Below are 19997 nucleotides of genomic sequence, written 5' to 3'. Positions count from 1 at the left end.
CACCGCATCAGGTGTCGTACGTGCCGTCCCACGGTTCGCCGAAGGCGAGGCGGTCCGGGTAGAGCTCGGTCCAGGACTCGTCGTCCTCCTCGCGGATCACCAGGCCGAAGAGGACGTCGTCGAAGGTGATGTGGAAGGGGCGGATCGCGATGTCCGTGTAGGAGCGGCGGGGCAGTCCGCGCAGGAGGTGTGCCAGGCGGACCCGGGCCTGGGTGACGATCGAGTCCTCGCCGTGCGGGTTGCGCAGATGGTCGGCCCAGGTGCCGGCGCACCAGATGTCCGAGTCGCGGTAGTGGCCGTCGGCGTCGAAGGTGTGGAGCACGGTGTACAGGCGTTTGTGCTGTTCCCAGCCGTCGTCGAGGCGGAAGCCCTCGGGGAAGGCGTACGTGATCGACGCGAGGAACTGACCGTCCGCGTACCGGCCGATGGACTCGGTGCGGTGCTTCGGCACGTAGCCGATCGGGATGACGTCGGGGACTGCCATGGCGGAAACCATACGGCTTGGCGAGAACATGGCGCCGTGGGTGCGGCAGTCGTCGCCGGGAGCGGGCGGGCGTCGTGGCAGGCAGCGCGCGGGCGTCTTGGCCGGGGACGGGTGAGGGGCCCGGGAGACGGTCGCGCTCCGGGCCCCTCACCTCGTGGTGCTCACGCCTCCGGCTCGCCGCCGAAGCGCTCCTTGTACGTCGCCAGGTCTTCGTCCGTGAGCTTCGCGAACAGCACCGGCGGGACCGTGAAGGGCGTGCCGGCGGGGACGGAGGCGAGAGTGCGGGCCTCGTCCGCGGTGACCCAGGTCGCCGTGTCGTCCGGGAGGGAGAAGGCCTGGCGCATGGCCGCCGACGTCGCCGGGATGAAGGGCTCGGAGACCACCGCGTAGAGGTGGATCAGGTTCATCGCCGTGCGCAGGGTGAGGGCCGCGCCGTCCTTGTCGGTCTTGATCTCCAGCCAGGGGGCCTTCTCCTCCAGGTAGGAGTTGCCCGCGGACCACAGCGCGCGCAGGGCGGCGGCGGCCTTGCGGAACTGCAGCGCCTCCATCTGCGACTCGTACTCGGCGAGGAGTTCGGCGATCTGCCCGCCGAGCCTCGTCTCGGCCTCGCCGGGCTCGCTGCCCGCCGGGACGTCGTCGCCGAAGCGCTTCCTGGAGAAGGACAGCACGCGGTTGACGAAGTTGCCGAGGGTGTCGGCCAGGTCCTTGTTGACCGTGGCCGTGAAGTGCTCCCAGGTGAAGGAGGAGTCGTCCGACTCCGGGGCGTTGGCGATCAGGAAGTAGCGCCAGTAGTCGGCGGGGAGGATCTCCAGGGCCTGGTCGGTGAAGACGCCGCGCTTCTGGGAGGTGGAGAACTTCCCGCCGTAGTACGTCAGCCAGTTGAAGGCCTTGACGTAGTCGACCTTCTTCCACGGCTCGCGCACGCCCAGCTCGGTGGCGGGGAACATCACCGTGTGGAAGGGGACGTTGTCCTTCGCCATGAACTCGGTGTAGCGGACCGGGTTCTCGCCGGTGTCCGCCTCGTACCACCAGGACTTCCAGTCCCGCAGCTCGCCGTCGGGGGCCTGGTCCGCCCACTCCTTCGTCGCGCCGATGTACTCGATCGGGGCGTCGAACCAGACGTAGAAGACCTTGCCCTCGGCCGCGAGCTCCGGCCAGGTGTCGGCCGGGACCGGGACGCCCCAGTCCAGGTCACGGGTGATCGCGCGGTCGTGCAGGCCCTCGTTCAGCCACTTGCGGGCGATGGAGGAGGCCAGCTGCGGCCAGTCGTCCTCGTGGCGGGCGACCCACTCCTCGACCTCGTGCTGGAGCTTGGACTGCAGCAGGAACAGGTGCTTGGTCTCGCGGACCTCCAGGTCCGTGGAGCCGCTGATCGCCGAGCGCGGGTCGATCAGGTCGGTGGGGTCGAGCACCCGGGTGCAGTTCTCGCACTGGTCGCCGCGGGCCTTGTCGTAGCCGCAGTGGGGGCAGGTGCCCTCGACGTAGCGGTCCGGGAGGAAACGGCCGTCGGCCGGGCTGTACACCTGGCGGATCGCCCGCTCCTCGATGAAGCCGTTCTCCTGGAGGCGGCGGGCGAAGTGCTGGGTGATCTCGACGTTCTGCGGGGAGGAGCTCCGGCCGAAGTAGTCGAACGCGAGTGCGAAACCGTCGTAGACGGCCTTCTGGGCGTCGTGCGCCTGGGCGCAGAACTCCTCGACCGGCAGGCCCTGCTCCTTCGCGGCGAGCTCGGCGGGGGTGCCGTGCTCGTCGGTCGCGCAGATGTAGAGGACGTCGTGGCCGCGCTGGCGGAGGTACCGGGAGTACACGTCCGCCGGGAGCATGGACCCCACCATGTTGCCCAGGTGCTTGATCCCGTTGATGTAGGGAAGGGCGCTGGTGATGAGGTGTCGAGCCATCTCGGGCTGCTCCCAGGTTGCTATGTACGGAACCTTGAAATCGTAGCCGACAGGGGTGTGCCGCCCGCTTCTCGTTTTACGGGGTGAGAAGGGGGCGGCACGGGGGTCGGTGTCACGGGTGACCGGGTGGCGGGGTGGGCGCCGTCGGGGCTACGGGCGCCAGGTGGCCAGTACGCCTTCGTAGAGCTCGGCGTCCGTGAGCTCCAAGGGGGTCGGGCCCGCGTGGAAGAACGACGTGTTGCCGGTCTTCAGTTTGCGCAGATAGTCGAAGGCCTTGTTGTCGTGCTCGCCGAAGGCGACGAACGAGAAGAAGAGGGAGGGGTGGTTCTTCGCGGCGTCCGTGAGGGACTGGGTGGCGGGGGTCTTCGCGTCGGGGGCGCCGTCGGTCTGGAAGACGACGAGGGCGGGGGTCTTCGGGGCCTTCTTGTGACGCGCCACGTGGTGTTCCACGACGGCCTCGACGGCGGCGTGGTAGCTGGTACGGCCCATGCGGCCCAGCCCTGCGTGCAGGTCGTCGACCTTGTCCTCGGGGTCGGTGAGGGTGAGGTCGGCGGTGCCGTCGAGCTCGGTGGAGAAGAAGACGACGTGGACGTTCTTGCCCTCGGCGAGGTGGGCGGCGAGGGCGAGGGTCTGGTTGGCCAGGGCCTTGACCGAGCCGTCCTTGTAGTACGGGCGCATGGACGCGGAGCGGTCGAGGACGAGGTAGATGTCCGCCCGGGCCTCGGAGAGGTTGAGTTTCTCGAGGGTGGAGGCGGCTGCGGTGTGGGCGGTGGTGAGGTGGGGTGGGGTTGCGGGGCTGGCCTTGGCGCCGGTCTTGTCGCCGGCATCGGGTTCGGGGCTGTCCTCGGCGTCGGCTTTGTGGCTGGCCTCGGTCCCGGTTGCGGCCTCGGCTTCGCCTTCGGCCGGGGTGTTCCCACCCGCATCGCCCGTGCGGGTTTCGTCGTCGGCTGCGGGTGGCCCCTGTGGGGCGTCCTCGCCGTCGGCGTCCGCGGGCCCGCTCTGCGCGGTCGGCTCCGCCGGCTTGGCCGTGGGGGCGGGCTCGGCCTCGGGCGCGGTTTCGGCCTCGGGTGCGGTGGTGGCCTCCGGCGTGGTTGCGGCCTCGGCTTCGCCTTCGGCCGGGGTGTTCCCACCCGCATCGCCCGTGCGGGTTTCGTCGTCGGCTGCGGGTGGCCCCTGCGGGGCGTCCTCGCCGTCGGCGTCCGCGGGCCCGCTCTGCGCGGTGGGCTCCGCCGGTTCGGCCGTGGCGTCGGGCTGCTGAGTCGCCGGCTCCGCCGCAGGCTCGGGCTGCTGAGCTGCGGGCTCGGTCGGCTCGGACTCCGGGGTTGCCTCCGCGACCGGCTCCGGCTGGGCCTCGGTGGCGGTCTCGGCCTCTTCCGTCACCTCTTCAGCCTCGCGGGTCGCCGTCGCCTCGGCTTCGGCTGCCGGCGTGGGCTCATCGGTCGAGGGCGCTGCCTCGGCCTCGGGGGTTGCCGGGGGCTCTTCTGGGGCGGGCTCCGCCTTCGGCTCCGTAGCCGGGGCCTCCACCGACAGCTCAGGCTCGGGCTCGGGTGCCGTCGGCTCCGGCTCGGCCACGGTCGGCTCGGGGTCGGTGACAGCCTCCTGCTCGGGTGCAGTCGACTCGGGCTCGGCCACGGTCGGCTCGGGGTCGGTGACAGCCTCCTGCTCGGGTGCAGTCGACTCGGGCTCGGCCACGGTCGGCTCGGGGTCGGTGACAGCCTCCTGCTCGGGTGCAGTCGACTCGGGCTCGGCCGCTGTCGGCTCGGGGTCGGCGACAGCCTCCCGCTCCAGCGCAGCCGACTCCGGCTCCGCCGCCGTCGGCTCCGGCTCGGCCACGGTCGACTTGGGTTCGGGCGCTGTCGGCTCGAGGTCGGCGGCAGGCTCCCGCTCGGGTGCCGGCGGCTCGGCGACGGCCTCGGCCTCGGGGGCCGGGGGCTTCGTTGTCGGGGAGGGGTCGGGCTGCTTCGGGACCGTTACGTTGTCGAAGGCTGCCGTGACCAGGTCGTGGTCGTCGCCGGGTTCCGGGCGGGGGTCCGGGATGCGGGCCGGGGGCTGCTCGGGGGCGGCGGCAGGTGTGGGGGCTGACGGGGTTTCCTGGGTGGGAATCCGTTCCGCAGTCTCTGCCTCGGCGGTGCGCTCCTTGCGTGACCGGCCGAACGCGTTCCGCAGGAGAGAGAGAATGCCCATGTGCGCAACCCTTCGCTGAGTTGAAGCCCGTCAATCCCTGGCCAGGACGGACACGTAAGGTTAGCGGCCCCCGGTGGTGATCTTGGGTAGGGGTGAGCGGGCGGGGGGCGGGCGTGTCAATGCCGTCTTCGCTCCGGCTCAACACCCGTGCGGATGCCGGGGATTCACCCGTCGTTCACTCAGCGTCAGCGCCCCCGCACAAAGACGCCCCTAGCGTCACGCTCACACCACGGGCACGCAAGGGGAGAACAGAGTGCGCAAACCGCTGCCGCTGATCGGAACGCCGTCCCATTCACATCCCGGCGGACGTTCCGCCATGACCTGCCGGTTCCGGTGTGGTGACGCCTGCTTCCAGGAGGTGCCCAACACCAGTGCCAACGAGTACGTCGGCGATGTCATCGCGGGAGCCCTGAGCCGCCGGTCGATGATGCGTGCCGCCGCCGTCGTCACCGTCGCGGGCGCCGCCGGTGCGGCCGGCGTCACCGGGGCCCGGCCGGCCGCCGCCGCGACGCGGGAGGCCGCGGCCCAGGGGACGTACGGGAAGGGGGGTGCGACGGGGAAGGCCGCCCGGGGGTTGCGCTACTCCGCCGTCGCGCCCAACACCGTCGACGCCGTCGTCGTCCCCGACGGGTACCGGCAGAACGTCGTCATCCGCTGGGGCGAGCCCATTCTGCGCGGCGCTCCCGCCTTCGACCCGGAGAAGCAGACGGCGAAGGCCCAGGCCGGGCAGTTCGGGTACAACTGCGACTTCCTCTCCCTGCTGCCGCTGCCCGGTGAGTGCGGACGGCAACTGCTCGTCGCCAACCACGAGTACACCGACGAGATCCTGATGTTCCGCGGTTACGACGCCGCGAACCCGACCCGGGAGCAGGCCGAGATCGCCTGGGCCGCGCACGGCCTCTCCGCCGTCGTCGTGGAGGAGGACCGGCGCACCGGGCGGCTGACCGCCGTGCCGCGGCATCCGCTCAACCGGCGCGTCACCGCGACCACCGAGTTCCGGATCACCGGCCCCGCCGCCGGGTCCCCGCTGCTGCGGACCTCCGCCGACCCGACGGGCCGCAAGGTCCTCGGCACGCTCAACAACTGCTCCGGCGGCACCACGCCCTGGGGCACCACGCTCCACGGCGAGGAGAACTTCAACCAGTACTTCGCCAACAGCGGCCGCGCCACCGACAAGCGGTACGGCATCGGCACCGGGGCCAGTGAGCGCAAGTGGGAACGGTTCGACAAGCGGTTCGACGTCGCCCAGGAGCCGAACGAGGTGCACCGGTTCGGCTACGTCGTCGAGTTCGACCCGTACGACCCGGACTCCACGCCCCGCAAGCACACCGCGCTCGGCCGCTTCAAGCACGAGGCGGCGACGGTCCGGCTCACCGACGACGGGCGGCCGGTCGTGTACTCCGGGGACGACGAACGGTTCGACTACTTCTACAAGTTCGTCGGCAGCAAGCGGATGCGCAAGGGCGGCTCGCGTGCCGCGCGCGAGCACAACCTGTCGCTGCTCGACGAGGGGACGCTGTACGTCGCGAAGCTCACCGGGGACTCGCCCGCGATCGAGATCGACGGCACCGGGAAGCTGCCGGGCGACGGGGAGTTCGACGGCAGCGGGGAGTGGATCCCGCTGGCCACCGCGAGCGCGCGGGGCGCCGTCTCGCACGTGGAGGGGATGACGGCGGAGGAGGTCTTCGTCTTCACGCGGCTCGCCGGTGACAAGGTCGGCGCGACGAAGATGGACCGGCCCGAGGACATCGAGCCGAACCCGGTGACCGGGAAGGTGTACGTCGCGCTGACGAACAACAGTAACCGCGGCGTCGGGGCCAACGCCAAGGCGGACGAGGCCAATCCGCGCAACGCCAACAAGCACGGGCACGTGCTGGAGCTGACCGAGCGCGGGAACCGGGCGGAGTCCACCCGGTTCGCCTGGTCGCTGTTCCTCGTCGCCGGTGATCCGGACGATCCGGCCACCTACTTCGCCGGGTTCCCCAAGGACGCCGTCAGCCCGATCTCCTGCCCCGACAACGTGGCCTTCGATCCGTACGGCAACCTGTGGATCTCCACGGACGGCTCGCAGCTCGGGTCGCACGACGGGCTGTTCGGCGTGGCCACCCGGGGCCCGCGGCGGGGTGAGCTGAAGCAGTTCCTCACGGTGCCGAACGGGGCGGAGACGTGCGGGCCGATCATCCAGGAGCGGCGGGTGGTCGTGGCCGTCCAACACCCGGGGGAGCTGGACGGGGCGTCCGTGGAGAACCCGAAGAGCGTCTGGCCCGACGGGGCCGGGAAGATCGTGCGGCCGGCGGTGGTGGCCGTCTGGCGGGGCGACGGGGAGGACGTCGGCGTCTGACCGCCCGGGCGGGCACGGTTCCACGGCTCCGAGCCCGCCCCCTCCTCACGGCTACACCTCGGTCCGCGGCCGCTTCCCCGGGCGCGCCGAGTGCGCCGGGGCCCCCGCGGGACGTCGGCGGGCGAGGCGTGCTCGGTGGGTCAGCCAGGTGGCCGCCGCGGTGGTCAGGCCCAGCGCCACGAGCAGCCAGGACGCGGTGCGCAGGGTGGTGGTGAGGGCGTCGTAGACGGCGGCGGCCGCGGGGCGGTGGGTCTGGTCGGGGAGGTCGGCGAGGGTGAGGCGGCGGCCGAGGGACACCGCGAGGCCGAGGAGGGCGCCGCCGAGGGCCGTGCCCAGGGCGGTCGCCGTGAGTGCGCGGCGGCGGCAGGCGGCCAGGGCGATGCCGCCGGCGGCGAGGAGGACCGCCGTCAGCGGCAGCCAGAAGGCGGCGACGTCGAGCACGTGGTAGCCCTTCCTGAGCGTGACCAGGTCATGGGCCGGGAGCAGTGCGACCCGGGTGTGCGTGACGGGGATGCGGTCGGCGAACGGGGCGTGGTCGGCAGCCAGTTGGCGTTTTATGCCGTCGACCACGGGGGCCAGGTCGACGCTGACGTCGTCGGCGCGGTCGTCGTGCAGCGCCGTCATGACGGCCCGGTGCGCGGCCTCGTTGCCGGCGTCCCACGCGGTGTGGAAGGCGCGGGTGTGGGTGAAGGAGCGCACCGCGTCGTGGACGAAGGGCTTCACCTCGGCGTGCAGGGGATGGCGGCCGAGGGCGGCCTCGCGCAGGATGCCGTCGCCGACCGTCTCGGCGACCACGTCCCGGACGGCCGGATCGGAGGCGAGCGGGGCCATGGCGGCGACGTAGCGGCCGGTGTCGGTGAGGCCGTACGCGGCCCAGGCGGCCAGCGCGCCGCAGGGCAGCAGGAGGCAGGACAGTGCGATCAGGGCGGCCGATACGGCGTTCCGAAGGCGTCGGGAGGCGGCGGCGGTGGTGACACCGCGCGTCGTGGTGCCGGTGACGGTCGTGGCCACGGTTCCACCCCCTTCTCCGGAGTGCCGGGGTACCGGTGTGTCTCCAGGCAAGGGCGCGGGTGCGGCGGGCGCGAGCGGGGCGCGGCCGCTCGGGTGGCGGCCCGCAGGCCGGGGGGCGCTTCGCGCGGGGCGGCCTCCGGTGGAGCGTTCACCCGAACGGGTGTCTCATGGTTCTGGGGGGAGTCCGAGAGCCTCGTCGGGCGGTGGGAGCGATCCCGTCCGCCCGGTGAGTGGAGGGATGAGGGAAACGCGTGGGCCCCGGCGAACACCGCCGGGGCCCGCGTGCGTCGTCGGCTCCTGAGCACCGCCGCGGCCCGCGTGCGTCGTCGGCGCCCGAGCACCGCCGCCGTGTCCGCGCCGGCCGACGTGGGGCTCAGCTCATCTGGTGTCCCTCCGCGTCCTCGTGCGTGTAGTAGCGGTAGAAGAGCACCGCGAAGAAGCCGGCCGCGGTCGCGAGGGAGATGCCCACGGAGTAGAGGACGCTCGTGCCGGACTGGTTGACCAGGAAGCCCATCGCGCAGCCGGCGAACGCCGCCCACAGCAGGGCGTGCACCTCGCGCCGCCGGTGCCGGGCGAGGGCGCGCACACCGGCGTACAGCGCGACGAACACGAGGGCGGTCACGAAGCCGAACAGGACGTTCCAGCCGGTGATCGGCCCGCCGCTGCGCTGGTTGGCGGCGGCCCAGTACCCGTAGACCAGCCCGAGGGCGACGGGCACCGCCCACTTGGCGATCAGATGGGTGCGCGAGTCGAAGACGTCGGGCGGGGCGCCGCCGCCGGCGCCGGGCCCGATGGGCGTGCGGGGCACGCCCGACGCGGATACCGCATGAGCCATGAGAGCACTCCTCTCTCTCCTCGCCCCCGCCTTCCAGGGCACACCTGGGTGGGGTGCGGTGGCAAGTCGGCTGCCCGGATGCGGCAGGGCGCGGTGCGTGTTTCGCTGAATCCGTGAGCGACCGTGGGCGTCAGGGGCTGCCCTACCGCTCCCCGCGGGCCCGGCGCCGGCACGTCGAGCGCCATCGGCTGCTGCGGATCCGGGGCCGCAGCGTGACCTGGCTCGTGCCGCTGCTGACCCTCGTCGTCATCGCCTTCGTCGACTACAACACCAGCGGCGAGTTCCGGATCGTCTCGTGGTGCGTGTTCGTCGCCGCGATCGCCGCCGCGCTGTGCGGGGTGTGGACGACGGCGCTGTTCGCGGTGCTCGCGCTGTTCACCTACGTCGTCGCGGACGACGCCTGGCCGGTCCAGTACCGGGCGGGGCCGGCCGACTTCGTCCTCGTCCTCGCCGGCGGCATCCTCTCCGTCCTCGCCGCCGCGGTCCGGGTACGCGGCGAGCAGCGCATGCTGCACATGCAGCACATCGCCGCGACCACCCGCCGCACGGTGCTGCGGCCGCTGCCGCCCGGCTGGGGCGGCCTCGACCACGCCGAGGAGTATCTCGCCGCGGACGCCGACGCCCGTATGGGCGGCGACTTCTACGACATCCAGCCCGGCCCGAACGGCGCCCGCGTCCTCCTCGGCGACGTGCAGGGCAAGGGACTCGGCGCGGTGGAGGCGGCCGCCGCGCTGCTGGGGACCTTCCGCGAGGCCGCGGACCACGAACCGGAACTCGCGACCGTCGCCGGCCGGCTGGAGACCCGGATGCAGCGGCACCGCGGCCACACCGTGGCCCTCGGCCGCGACGACGGCGACCGTTTCGCCACCGCCGTGCTGCTGGGGTTCCGCAAGGGGGAGGCGGGGGTCGTCGAGGTCGTCGACTTCGGGCACGAGCCGCCGCTCGCGGTGGGGCCCGACGGCGTACGGCTGCTGCCGCTGGCCGAGGGGCTCCCGCTCGGTCTCGCCGAGCTCACCGACGGCGGTCCGCCGCCCGTGCTGCGGACCGCGCTCGCGCCCGGGGAGACGCTGCTCCTCGTCACCGACGGGGTCACCGAGGCCCGGGACCGGGAGGGCGCGTTCTACCCGCTCGTCGAGGACGTCACCGCCGCACTCGCCCGGGATCCGCGCATCGCCGATCCCGCCCGCCTGGTCGCCTTCGTCCGCGACCGCACGCTGAGGCACTGCGGGGGACGTCTCGCCGACGACACGACGATCTTCGCCGTGCGGAGGGAGGGGAGGGCTTGACGGGCGAAGGTGCGGCGGGGTGGGCGGGCCGACGAACGCTCCCTGGACGGACGCTCCGTATGGGGACGTTTGACGGGCTGAGGCCCTCCTTCGTCGGCTCAGCGGTTACCGTGCTGACGTACGTGATCGACAGGGGAGGGACCATGCCCGGAACCGTGCTGCTGCTCGCGGCCTCGCCGGCGGGCAAGGGGTGCCTGGTGGACGCGGCCTCGGTGCTCCCCGTGCTCGCGGCGGTGCCGCCGGCCGTGCTGGCCGGCACCGAGACCGCGAACGTCGTCGAGCTCGCCGATCCGCTGGAGCCGCAGGCCGTCCTCACCCGGCTGCGGGCCGCGGCGGCCTCGCCGGGGCCGTTGACCCTGTTCGTCACCGGACAGCTCCAGCTCGACCGGCGTCAGCGGCTGCCCCATCTCGCGCTGGCCAGGACCACGCCGGCGACCGTGCGGTACACCGGGTTCCCCTGGCACTGGTTCCGTGAGGAGCTGCGGCTGCGGGCGGCGGGGACGACGACTCTCGTCCTCGATCTGCACGCCGACGCCGAGAGCTGGGTGTGGCTGCGGGCGAACGCGCTGGACTGCGGGCCGACGGTGGCCGTGCACGGGCGGATCGCGCCGCCGCCCGGCCGGCGGCGGGTCGCTGTGCCGACGTACATGAAGGCCGTGGCCACGGTGCTGCGCAGCGGTGGCAGGCCTCCGCTGGAGCAGCTGCACCACATGGCGGCGGCGCGGATCGCGGGCGAGGGGGAAGTGGGGGACCTGGTCCTGTCGGGCACGGGGACCGGCCTTCCGGGCGGCGGGAACACGGGCGCGGGCATGGGTGTGCGTGCGGGCGCGGGTGCAGGAACGGGTGCGGGCGCGGGTGCAGGAACGGGCGCGGGTGCAGGAACGGGCGCGGTCGCGGCCCCGCGTACGGCGCCGGGAGCCGCCCTCGCCATCCCCGCCCCCTCCGGCCCGCTCCCCCCGCTCCCCGCCCACTTCCCCGGAGCCCCCGTCCCGCCGGCCCCGGTGGACACCGATCCCCACCTCGCCATCGCCGCCGCCGTCCAGGCCGGGCGGCATGCCGACGCCGACGCCCTCGCCGCCCGCTGGGAGCGGTCCGCCGCCGTCGAGCACGGGGCGGGGTCGGAGGAGACGCTGCACTGGGCCGAGGTGCGGGCCGACCTGGCGATGTTCGCGGGGGACGCGGCGCGCAGCTGCCGTGCGTGGATGGCGGTGGCCGGCGCCCGGCTGACCGCGGGACAGCCTGCCGACGCCCCCGCGGTGGAGGCGGCCGTGGACCGGGCGCACCACCAGTGGGGACGCATCGGCGAGACGGACAGCGCCCGCGAACTGGGCCCGGCTCTGGCGGAGTTGCGCGCGCGGGTCCCCGGCCGTCGTGAGGGCGCCCTGGACCACGTCCACCGTCAACTGCGCCGGCTGCAGCTCCAGACGCAGAGTTGAGCCCGCGACCTCAGCGGACGCCGGTCCGCGCCGCCGAGGAGTCCGTGTCGGGGTTGACGTGGGGGGTGTGCTGGGTGCGGGAGGGTTCCGCCCCTCGGGTCGGGCCCGCGTTCGCGGCCAGGACCAGGGCGGTCACGGCGATGAGGGCGGCGGCGAGTCCCCTGGTGAGACGCCCGGGGGTGTCGGTGCGTTCGGGCACGGCTACCTCGCTGGAGCGGCAGGAGCAACAGAGCGCGGGAGCGACAGAGCGGCTTTGCGTGACAGAGTGCGAACCGTGGCTGTCGCGAGTTAAGCATCCTCCGTACGGATGCTTAACCCGCCGTTTAACCTAGGCGCTGGGGGAGCCGAACGGCAAGGGGCAGCAGGGGAGTTGGGCGATGGCGGAACGCGATGATCCCAGCGTCATCGGCAGAAGAGTGCAGCAGTTCCGCATCGAACGCGGGCTGACTCAGAAGCAGTTGGCGGAGCCGGCGTACACGCCCGCCTACATCTCCACCCTGGAGTCCGGACGGGTGCGGCCCTCCGACGACGCGCTCAGGCATCTCGCCGAGCGGCTCGGCGTCGAGTTCGACGAGCTCGCCACCGGGCGCTCGGCCCGGCTGGTCACCGGACTGCGGCTGCGCCTCACGGACGCACAGCGCACCCTCGCCACGGGCGCCACGGAGGCGGCGGCCGAGGCGTTCGAGTCGGTGCTCGCCGACGCCGAGGAGCACGCCCTGACGGCCGAAGTGGCCGCCGCCCTCCTCGGACTCGGCGAATGCGGGCTGGTCAGGGGCGAACTGGAGGTCGGGCGGGGGTACTTCGAGCGCGCCGAGCGGACCCTCGCCGACGCGCCGCTGCCCGCCCGGGTCCCCGCCCTCCGCGGCCGTGCCGTCTCCCACTACCTGGCCGGTGAACTGCGGTACGCCGTCTACCTGTTGGAGTCCACCCTCGACGAGCTCAACCGCGGCGGACTGCACGACCCGGACGCGCTGCTCCTCCTCTACGCCAGCGTCATCGGCCCCTACATGGACATGGGCGCCCAGGCCCGCGCCGCTCAGGCCGCCGAACTCGCCCTCGCGCTCGCCCCGCAGGCCGGCGATCCGGAACTCGTCGCGCGGATGCACCGGTCCGTCGCCCGCACGCTCCTCGCTGAGGGACGCGTCGCCGAGGCCGACGCCTCCCTCGCCAAGGCGGCCGAGCTGTACCGGCAGTTGCAGATCCGCACCGAGCTCGCCAACTGCCACTGGATGCGCGGTTACGTGTGCGCGCAGAACGGCGAACTGGAGCGCGCCGAGAGCGAGATGCGGCTCGCCCTGGACATGCTCTCCGCCAAGCGGGCCGCCCTCTACTCCAGCCAGGTGGCCGTCGAGCTGGCCGACGTGCTGCACCGGCGCGGCAAGTCCGAGGAGGCCGCCGCGCTGCTGCGCGGGGTGCTCAGCGACTTCACCGCCGAGCGCGGGGCCCTGCACTCGGCGGCGGCGCACCGGCTGCTCGGCATCATCGCGGAGGACGCCCGCGACACCGACACCGCCGAGGAGCACTACGTACGCGCGCTCAGCCTGCTGGAGCGGGCCGGCGCGGCCGGTGACCTCGCCGACCTGTGCCGGCTGCTCGGCGATCTGCTGCGCCGTACGGGGCGGGTCGAGGCCGCGCTCGACGCCTACCGCACCGGCCTGGGCCACCGCACGGCCCCGGGCACGACGACGCTGGGCCCGGCCCCGGCGCAGCCGCCGCTGTAGCGCCCGAGCCACGCGGAGCCCGGGCGAGAAGCCGTCTCGTCGCCGGTTTCCGGCGGGGCGGCGGGGTTACCCGGCCCGACGACGAAGAGACGTGGGGGAGCCCGTGCGCGGAGGTGGTCGCCGTGCGCGATCGGGAAAGGGAGCCGGCCGCCGAGGTGCTCGCCCGGGCGGTGCGGGGCGTCGATGCCGGTGACGTGCCGGACCGGCTGTGCGCCGCCGCGGTGCGGCTGCTGCCGGTGAGCGGGGCGAGCGTGTCGCTGTGCGGGGACGGGATGCCCGTGCCGTTGAGCGCGAGCGGCGCGCGGGCCGCGCACCTCATGGAGATGCAGGCCACGCTGGGCGACGGGCCGTGTCTGCGGGCGGCGGAGACCGGTGCGCCCGTCTTCGCCCGCGATCTCACGACCGGCCGGGACGCCTCACGCTGGCCGGTGTTCGCCCAGCAGGCCGCGGCGGTCGGCGTGCGCGCGGTGTACGCGCTGCCGTTGGGCGACCGTTCGGTGTGCGTGGGCACCCTCGACCTCTACCGTGACGTGCCTGGCGATCTGACCGCCGACGAGGTGCGTACGGCCCGGCTGGTGGCGGACGCGCTGACGGTGGCGCTGATGGCGCTGCCGCGCGGGGAGGAGGCGGGCCGGCGCGGCGACGGGCTGTGGCTGAGCCCGCTGGCCACCGACCACGACGAGGTGTACCAGGCGGTGGGCATGGTCATGGCCCAGCGGAAGGTGGCCTCCGCCGAGGCGCTCGCCCTGCTGCGCGCCCACGCGTTCGCGGCGGGCCGCACGGTGCTGGACGTGGCGCACGAGGTGGTCGCCAGACAGACCCGCTTCGACACGGACTGACGCCGGGCGCGCCAGCGCGGACCGGGCGGACCGACGCCGTGCACGCCCCCTCGGACCAGGGTGGACCGACGCCGTGCACGCCCCCTCGGACCAGGGTGGACCGACGCCGTGCACGCCCCCTCGGACCGGGCGGACCGACGCCCGCGTGCCGGCGACGGTCGGCGTCCGCCGTCACACCTGCACCCGGCCCTGCTTCCTGACCTCCTTCAGCCGCTGCACCCCGAGCTGCACCGCGGCCTGGGTGGCTTCGTTCGGTACGTCGCCCATGCTGCCGTTGGTGAGGACGAAGGTGTCCTCGCCGGCGCGGACGGCGGCGACGTCGAGGGAGAGCGTGATCGGGTCGCCGTCGGTCTCCCAGTTCGTGAGCGTCACCCGCAGTCCCTGACGGGCGTCGCCGACCTCCGGCAGTGCCAGGTCGGTGACCACCACGTCCAGCACGGTGTCGTCCGGGGCCCGGGCGGTGAACCGGGCGCATCGGCCCGGCAGGGTCCGCATCCGGTCCAGGGCGCGGTCGGCGTCCCGGGGCCGCCGGTCGGTGAGCTGGTAGCGCAGCTGGGCCCCGGTGTCGGCGTCGTCGAGCGCGACGACCGCCCGGGCCGGCCCGCCGAGCAGCTCGTCGGCGTACAGGCCGTCCAGCAGCTTCTGGCACTCGGCGGTGGGCGTGGTCGCCTTGAGCATGCCGTCCCGCCAGGTCGCGGCGCCCCGGGTGGGGATCCAGGGGGCGCCGAGGTCGGAGTCGGTGATGAGCGCGGCCTGCGCCTGCGCGTCGGTGAGGACCGACGACGCGGCCGGCGCGGCCGGCTTCGCCGACGACTGGCCCACCGTCGGCTGCGGCGGGCGCGCCGTGGGCGGATGCTCCAGCCCGAGCGTGGCGCAGGCGGCCGCGCCGAGCAGGATCCCGGCGCCGGACAGGGCGCCGGCGAGGAGGGCACGGCGGTTCATCGGAGGGTTCCTCCCGCATCGGCCGAAGGGGGGCGGACACAAGGCACTGCCACCCCCACGCCACCACCTGGCCCACCCCCCGACGACCGGGACGATCCGTCCGGGCTACGCGACTGCTGCACCCGGGTGGCCGCACGCGTGCGGGGAGGTGCGTAAGGTCGCTGTCGGAGAGCCGTTGTCAGGAACTTCCCAGGGAGTTCCCAGGAAGAGGGGGTCCGCCGTGACCGGTCAGCCCGTCCCGGTGATCATCGACTGCGACACCGGCGTCGACGACGCCCTGGCCCTGCTGTTCGCCGTCCGGCACCCCGGGCTCGACGTGCGGGCGGTGACCTGTGTGGCCGGGAACACCGATGTGGACGGCGTCGTCCGCAACACGCTGACCGTGCTGGAGCAGGCCGGCGCCGGTGACATCCCCGTCGCGCGCGGGGCGGAGCGGCCGCTGATCGAGCCGGTGCGCACGGCCCGGCACGTGCACGGGGCGGACGGGATGGGCGACCTCGGGCTGCCCGCGCCGACCAGGGCGCCGGTCGACGTGGACGCGGTGACGCTGCTGCGGCGCGAGATCCTCGCCTCGCCGCGCCCGGTCACGCTCGTCCCGACCGCGCCGCTCACCAACATCGCCCTGCTGCTGCGCACGCATCCCGAGGTGGTCCGCAACATCGAGCGGATCGTGTTCATGGGCGGGTCGGTGGCGACCGGGAACGCCACCCCGGTGGCGGAGTTCAACGTCTGGCACGACCCGGAGGCGGCGGCGATCCTGCTGACGGCCGGGGTGCCGATCACGATGTACGGGCTCGACGTGTTCCAGCGGGTGCTCGTCCCGGCGGGGGACGTGCAGAGGCTGCGCGCCAGTTCCGAGCCGCGGCTGCGACTGGCCGGTGAGCTCCTCGCCCACCGGGATCCCGCTTCCTCGGGCGACCCGACGCCGACGGGCGGTCTGGGCGACGCGGGCGCGGTGTGCGCGGTCGTCGACCCGGCGGGCCTGACCACCGAACTGCTGCCGGTGGAGGTGTCGTTGGCTCCGGGACCGACGCGCGGCCAGACCGTCGTCGACCGCCGCCCGGTCCCGGGCGAGTCGGAGATCCACGAGGGCGGACGCGAACAGACCCTGGTGGACGTGGCGTTGGGCGTGGACGCGGACCGGTACGTCAGCCTCTGGCTGACGACGGTGGAGAAGCCGTGACCGAGCCGGAGGGGTCAGGGGTCCGGTGACGGCCGACGCCGGCCGGTTTCCCACGGCCCGGCCGGCGTCGAGTTCAGGTACGGACCCGGGGGCGCCCCCGCTCAGCGGGACACGCCCTCGAGCCCCTTCAGGCCCCGTTCAGGCCCCTGTGAGCGACTGGCGTCGCCTCAGCGCGTGGCCTTGCGGCGTCGCGTGGCCACGACGATCGCAGCGCCCGCCGCGAGCAACGCCGCCGATCCGCCGACGAGAACACCGGTGTTGCCGTTCGCGCCGGTCTCCGCCAGGTCGCCGCCTCCGCCGTTGGGCGTGGGTGCGGGAGCCGGGGTCGACTCCGAGGCGCTGGGCGCCGGGGCGGACGGGGACGGGGACTCGGTGTTCGTCGAGGGGGTGTCCGTCGGAGGCTGCGAGGTGCTCTGCGACGGCGTGCCGGCCGGCGGCTGCGAGGCCGGCGCCGACGGCGAGGAGGGGACGCCCGGCGAGCTGGCAGGCGGGCTCGACGGCGGCTGCTCGGTGGGCGTGCAGTCCTTCGTGCCGCCGTTCCAGGCGGCGATCAGCTTGTCCTTGATGACCGGCCGGTCCGGGCCCTTGGGCAGCTCCCCGTGCTCGAAGCCGTCCTTCGCGTCGAGCACGCCGTCGAACTTCACCGCGCCCCGGTAGAGGTCGACCTGCGCGTAGCAGCCCGCGTCGGGCACCGCGATGTCGAGGGTGTCGGTCTGGCCCGCCTTGACCGTCACGGTGTCGAAGTCGACGAAGACCTGGAGACCGGAGGTGGGGAAGGTGGCGCCGTGGGCGAGGTAGGAGGCCAGGGAGGCGGTGCAGGAGGAGGCGTCGCCCGCGGTGCGGACCGTGACGTGGACCTTGCCGTCGCCGCCGGGCTTGAGGTTCTGGTCGTCGACGCGGACGGAGTCGAAGAACTGCTTGCCGTCGAGCGAGAACTGGCAGCGGTCGGTTCCCGTCTCGGTGCCCGCGCCGGTGCCCGGCTGGTACTGGCCGCCGGACTTCCAGCCGTCGCCGCCGGGAGCACCCGTGCCGGCGAAGGCGCCGGTGGCGGCGGCGACGGACGCGGCGCACAGGGCGATCGAAGCGGCGCCCGCCCCCAGCAGGCGGCCTGCGGAAACACGTCTCGCTATGGACATGCGAATCCCATCTCGGCGAGGGCCCGTCACGGCATGGCGAAGCAGCCCGGGGTGACGGGTCGGAACAGAAGAAACACTGGGCTCATTGGTCACACGCGCCACAGTGTGCGCACATCGTGGGTCGACCGGTGGACGGCTGTCAACCTGGGCCAATGGAGGGGGTGTTCAAAATTCCCTCACGAGTTCCCCAGGTTCGGAATGGGGCGGTCCGGAAAGCGCGGTGTTCACCTTCCCGGCAAACTGGACAGGCTTCGGTACGTGACCGACCACGCGAACAGCGCCGTGCCCGATCTGTCCTCCCGCAACCCCGACTGGTGGCGTCAGGCCGTCGTCTACCAGGTGTACCCGCGCAGCTTCGCCGACGCCGACGGCGACGGACTCGGCGACCTGCGAGGAGTCGCCGAACGGCTGCCGCATCTCGCCGCGCTCGGCGTCGACGCGCTCTGGCTCAGCCCGTTCTACCCGTCCCCGCTGGCCGACGGCGGCTACGACGTCATCGACCACCGGGACGTCGACCCGCGGCTCGGCGGCCTGGACGACTTCGACGCGATGACCGCCGAGGCCCACCGCCTCGGCCTGAAGGTGATCGTCGACCTGGTCCCCAACCACACCTCCCACCTGCACGTCTGGTTCCAGGAGGCGTTGGCCGCCGGCCCCGGATCGCCCCCCCGCGACCGCTACGTCTTCCGCGACGGGCGTGGCCCGCGCGGCGAACGCCCGCCGTCCGACTGGCAGTCCGTCTTCGGCGGCAGCGCCTGGCAGCGGGTCCCGGACGGCCAGTGGTACCTGCACCTCTTCGCCCGCGAGCAGCCCGACCTGAACTGGGACCACGAGGAGGTCCACGAGGACTTCCGCACCACCCTGCGCTTCTGGTCCGACCGGGGCGTCGACGGCTTCCGCGTGGACGTGGCGCACGCGCTCGTCAAGGACCTGAGCGAGCCGCTGCGCGACCTCGGACCGGACGGCGGGTCCGGCGAGACGGCCCTCGCCGCGATGGCGCCGGGCGCCCACCCCTTCTACGACCGCGACGAGGTCCACGCCGTCTACCGCGACTGGCGCCGCGTCCTCGACGCCTACTCCCCGCCCCGCACGGCGGTCGCCGAGGCCTGGGTTCCGGGTGCCCGCCGCGCCCTGTACGCCCGCCCCGACGAACTGAACCAGGCCTTCAACTTCGAGTATCTGCAGGCGCCTTGGGACGCGGACGCCCTGCGTGAGGTGATCATTTCGTCCATGGCCGGCGCACGGGCCGTCGGCGCCTCGGCGACCTGGGTGCTCTCCAACCACGACGTGATCCGCCACACCTGCCGGCTGATGCTCCCCGCGGACGCCGACGACAACGCCTGGCTGCTGTCCGGGGGACGGGCCCCGCGCGTCGACGAGGACGCCGGCCTGCGCCGCGCCCGCGCGGCCACCCTGCTGATGCTGGCGCTGCCCGGCTCGTCGTACGTCTACCAGGGTGAGGAACTCGGGCTGCCGGAGGTCGCCGAACTGCCCGTGGAGGTCCTCCAGGACCCGCTGTGGGAACAGTCCGGGCGGGTGCGCAAGGGCCGCGACGGCTGCCGGGTGCCCCTGCCGTGGACGACGACGGGACCTTCGTACGGCTTCGGCGCGGGCGGGGCGTGGCTGCCGCAGCCGGAGTCCTTCGCCCGGTACGCGGTCGAGGCGCAGGACGGCGTGGAGGGCTCCACGCTGGAGCTCTACCGCACGGCCCTGCGCCTGCGCCGCAAACTGCTCCAGGGCGAGGAGCTGACCTGGGAGCCGGGCAGCCCGCCCGGTGTGCTGGCCTTCGCCCGCACCGACGGATGGCGGTGCGTCGTCAACCTGTCTCCGGAGCCCGTGCCGCTGCCGCTCGGCGAGGTGCTGCTGAGCAGCGCGCCGCTCGACGACGGCGCGCTCGGCCCGGACACGACGGTCTGGCTGGCGTAGGCCCTCGAACGGGCCTACTGCTGGGGCGCGGTGGGCGCGGGGGCCGGGGCCGCTCCGCCGCCGACGACGGCCGCGGCGTCGATGTCCACCGGCGTGGACGTGGCGGTGGCCGGCGGGGTGAGGACGACCATCGGCTGTCCGGGGGCCGGCGGCGGCGGTGTGGTGTCCGACTTGGGCAGCTTCGGCGGCGTCGTCTGGTTGAACAGCGTCTGGTCGAAGTCGACCATGCCGGTCTTCTCCATCACCGTCATGTGGTCGAGAACGGTGTCGTTGGCCTGGTCGGCCAGCGCGCGAACGATGGTGTTCTTGGTGGTGGACCGGATCTTCGCGATGGTGTTGAAGATGGAACCGTGCGTCATGCGCAGGATGTTGGCGAACTCGATGTCGAACTGCTTGCCCTGGGCGGCCTGGAGGGTGCTGACGAATCCCATCTGCTGAGGGCTGGCCACGTTGGGCAGTGTGATGTTCAGCATCGGGGCGACCTTGCGGCAGGTGGTGTCCAGGGCCGCGTGACCGTCGATCAGGTGCTCGCTGGCGGTCTTCACCGCGGGGCTCTGACCCTTCTGCAGGCCGATGAAGCCCACCGGGTACTCCCACAGGCCCGCCGCCCGCACGGCCACCACGAAGTTGCGGTCGCTCTCGGTCAGAGGACCCCACTGGGTGTTGGCGATGACCCGGTCGCCGGAGGTGGAGACAGTGTCCAGCCCCAGCATCGACGGATAGGCCAGCGCGGCCAGGGTCAAGCTCAGGGCACCGCCCACAAAGGCAGTTCCCATCA

At 73.4% G+C, this 19997-nt stretch carries 16 protein-coding genes; 7 read left to right on the top strand and 9 right to left on the bottom strand.

The window, feature by feature from the left end:
• Nucleotides 1–7 precede the first annotated feature (7 nt).
• The 3 genes from ACIOC0_RS08600 to ACIOC0_RS08590 all read right to left on the bottom strand — a co-directional run bounded on the left by ACIOC0_RS08600 (nucleotide 8) and on the right by ACIOC0_RS08590 (nucleotide 4563).
• Nucleotides 8–484: a hypothetical protein gene (locus tag ACIOC0_RS08600; RefSeq protein ID WP_402153808.1), complete on the bottom strand. Its 477-nt coding sequence runs from the start codon at nucleotides 482–484 to the stop codon at nucleotides 8–10.
• Between the two features lie 161 nt (nucleotides 485–645).
• Complete coding sequence (metG, locus tag ACIOC0_RS08595) at nucleotides 646–2379, bottom strand: methionine--tRNA ligase (RefSeq protein ID WP_402153806.1); 1734 nt, start codon at nucleotides 2377–2379, stop codon at nucleotides 646–648.
• 150 nt (nucleotides 2380–2529) lie between these two features.
• Nucleotides 2530–4563: a VWA domain-containing protein gene (locus ACIOC0_RS08590; protein WP_402153804.1), complete on the bottom strand. Its 2034-nt coding sequence runs from the start codon at nucleotides 4561–4563 to the stop codon at nucleotides 2530–2532.
• Nucleotides 4564–4816: 253 nt separating this feature from the next.
• On the opposite strand from ACIOC0_RS08590, the gene ACIOC0_RS08585 reads away from it, so the two are divergent.
• Nucleotides 4817–6904 carry a PhoX family protein gene (locus ACIOC0_RS08585; RefSeq protein WP_402153802.1) on the top strand — a complete coding sequence of 696 codons (2088 nt, stop codon included), beginning with the start codon at nucleotides 4817–4819 and terminating at the stop codon, nucleotides 6902–6904.
• Between the two features lie 51 nt (nucleotides 6905–6955).
• Here ACIOC0_RS08585 and ACIOC0_RS08580 read toward each other — a convergent pair whose 3' ends face one another.
• Together ACIOC0_RS08580 and ACIOC0_RS08575 are read right to left on the bottom strand one after the other, a co-directional pair.
• Nucleotides 6956–7915, bottom strand: a complete 960-nt coding sequence (locus ACIOC0_RS08580; RefSeq protein WP_402153800.1) for a hypothetical protein — start codon at nucleotides 7913–7915, stop codon at nucleotides 6956–6958.
• A 373-nt stretch (nucleotides 7916–8288) separates the two neighbouring features.
• A complete protein-coding gene (locus ACIOC0_RS08575; protein ID WP_402153798.1) occupies nucleotides 8289–8750 on the bottom strand; it encodes a hypothetical protein in 462 nt (153 codons plus the stop codon).
• Nucleotides 8751–8863: 113 nt separating this feature from the next.
• On the opposite strand from ACIOC0_RS08575, the gene ACIOC0_RS08570 reads away from it, so the two are divergent.
• Both ACIOC0_RS08570 and ACIOC0_RS08565 read left to right on the top strand, forming a co-directional pair.
• Nucleotides 8864–10036, top strand: a complete 1173-nt coding sequence (locus ACIOC0_RS08570; RefSeq protein WP_402153796.1) for a PP2C family protein-serine/threonine phosphatase — start codon at nucleotides 8864–8866, stop codon at nucleotides 10034–10036.
• A gap of 143 nt (nucleotides 10037–10179) precedes the next feature.
• Nucleotides 10180–11472, top strand: a complete 1293-nt coding sequence (locus ACIOC0_RS08565; RefSeq protein WP_402153794.1) for a hypothetical protein — start codon at nucleotides 10180–10182, stop codon at nucleotides 11470–11472.
• 10 nt (nucleotides 11473–11482) lie between these two features.
• Here the strand turns inward: ACIOC0_RS08565 and ACIOC0_RS08560 are convergent, their stop codons facing one another.
• Nucleotides 11483–11671 (bottom strand): hypothetical protein, encoded by a 189-nt coding sequence (locus tag ACIOC0_RS08560; protein ID WP_402153792.1) that lies wholly within the window; start codon nucleotides 11669–11671, stop codon nucleotides 11483–11485.
• A gap of 178 nt (nucleotides 11672–11849) precedes the next feature.
• Between ACIOC0_RS08560 and ACIOC0_RS08555 the strand changes: the two genes are divergently transcribed.
• Both ACIOC0_RS08555 and ACIOC0_RS08550 read left to right on the top strand, forming a co-directional pair.
• Complete coding sequence (locus tag ACIOC0_RS08555) at nucleotides 11850–13193, top strand: tetratricopeptide repeat protein (RefSeq protein ID WP_402153790.1); 1344 nt, start codon at nucleotides 11850–11852, stop codon at nucleotides 13191–13193.
• 122 nt (nucleotides 13194–13315) lie between these two features.
• Nucleotides 13316–14032, top strand: a complete 717-nt coding sequence (locus tag ACIOC0_RS08550; RefSeq protein ID WP_402153788.1) for a GAF and ANTAR domain-containing protein — start codon at nucleotides 13316–13318, stop codon at nucleotides 14030–14032.
• A 171-nt stretch (nucleotides 14033–14203) separates the two neighbouring features.
• Here the strand turns inward: ACIOC0_RS08550 and ACIOC0_RS08545 are convergent, their stop codons facing one another.
• On the bottom strand, nucleotides 14204–14974 hold the full coding sequence (locus tag ACIOC0_RS08545) for a hypothetical protein (protein ID WP_402153786.1): 771 nt from the start codon (nucleotides 14972–14974) through the stop codon (nucleotides 14204–14206).
• Between the two features lie 220 nt (nucleotides 14975–15194).
• On the opposite strand from ACIOC0_RS08545, the gene ACIOC0_RS08540 reads away from it, so the two are divergent.
• Complete coding sequence (locus tag ACIOC0_RS08540; RefSeq protein ID WP_402153785.1) at nucleotides 15195–16157, top strand: nucleoside hydrolase; 963 nt, start codon at nucleotides 15195–15197, stop codon at nucleotides 16155–16157.
• A 167-nt stretch (nucleotides 16158–16324) separates the two neighbouring features.
• Here the strand turns inward: ACIOC0_RS08540 and ACIOC0_RS08535 are convergent, their stop codons facing one another.
• Nucleotides 16325–17293, bottom strand: coding sequence for an LAETG motif-containing sortase-dependent surface protein (locus tag ACIOC0_RS08535; protein WP_402153783.1), 969 nt, complete (start codon nucleotides 17291–17293; stop codon nucleotides 16325–16327).
• 282 nt (nucleotides 17294–17575) lie between these two features.
• Between ACIOC0_RS08535 and ACIOC0_RS08530 the strand changes: the two genes are divergently transcribed.
• Nucleotides 17576–19219 (top strand): glycoside hydrolase family 13 protein, encoded by a 1644-nt coding sequence (locus ACIOC0_RS08530; protein ID WP_402154360.1) that lies wholly within the window; start codon nucleotides 17576–17578, stop codon nucleotides 19217–19219.
• Nucleotides 19220–19233: 14 nt separating this feature from the next.
• Here the strand turns inward: ACIOC0_RS08530 and ACIOC0_RS08525 are convergent, their stop codons facing one another.
• Entirely contained in the window at nucleotides 19234–19995 is a 762-nt protein-coding gene (locus ACIOC0_RS08525) for a DUF4142 domain-containing protein (protein WP_207228743.1), read from the bottom strand.
• Nucleotides 19996–19997 lie beyond the last annotated feature (2 nt).

Source organism: Streptomyces sp. NPDC088254 (assembly GCF_044740925.1).
In the GTDB taxonomy this organism is placed as follows: Bacteria; Actinomycetota; Actinomycetes; order Streptomycetales; family Streptomycetaceae; genus Streptomyces.
The sequence above is the reverse complement of the archived record's forward strand: the minus strand, read 5'-3'. Positions and strand labels throughout refer to the sequence as shown.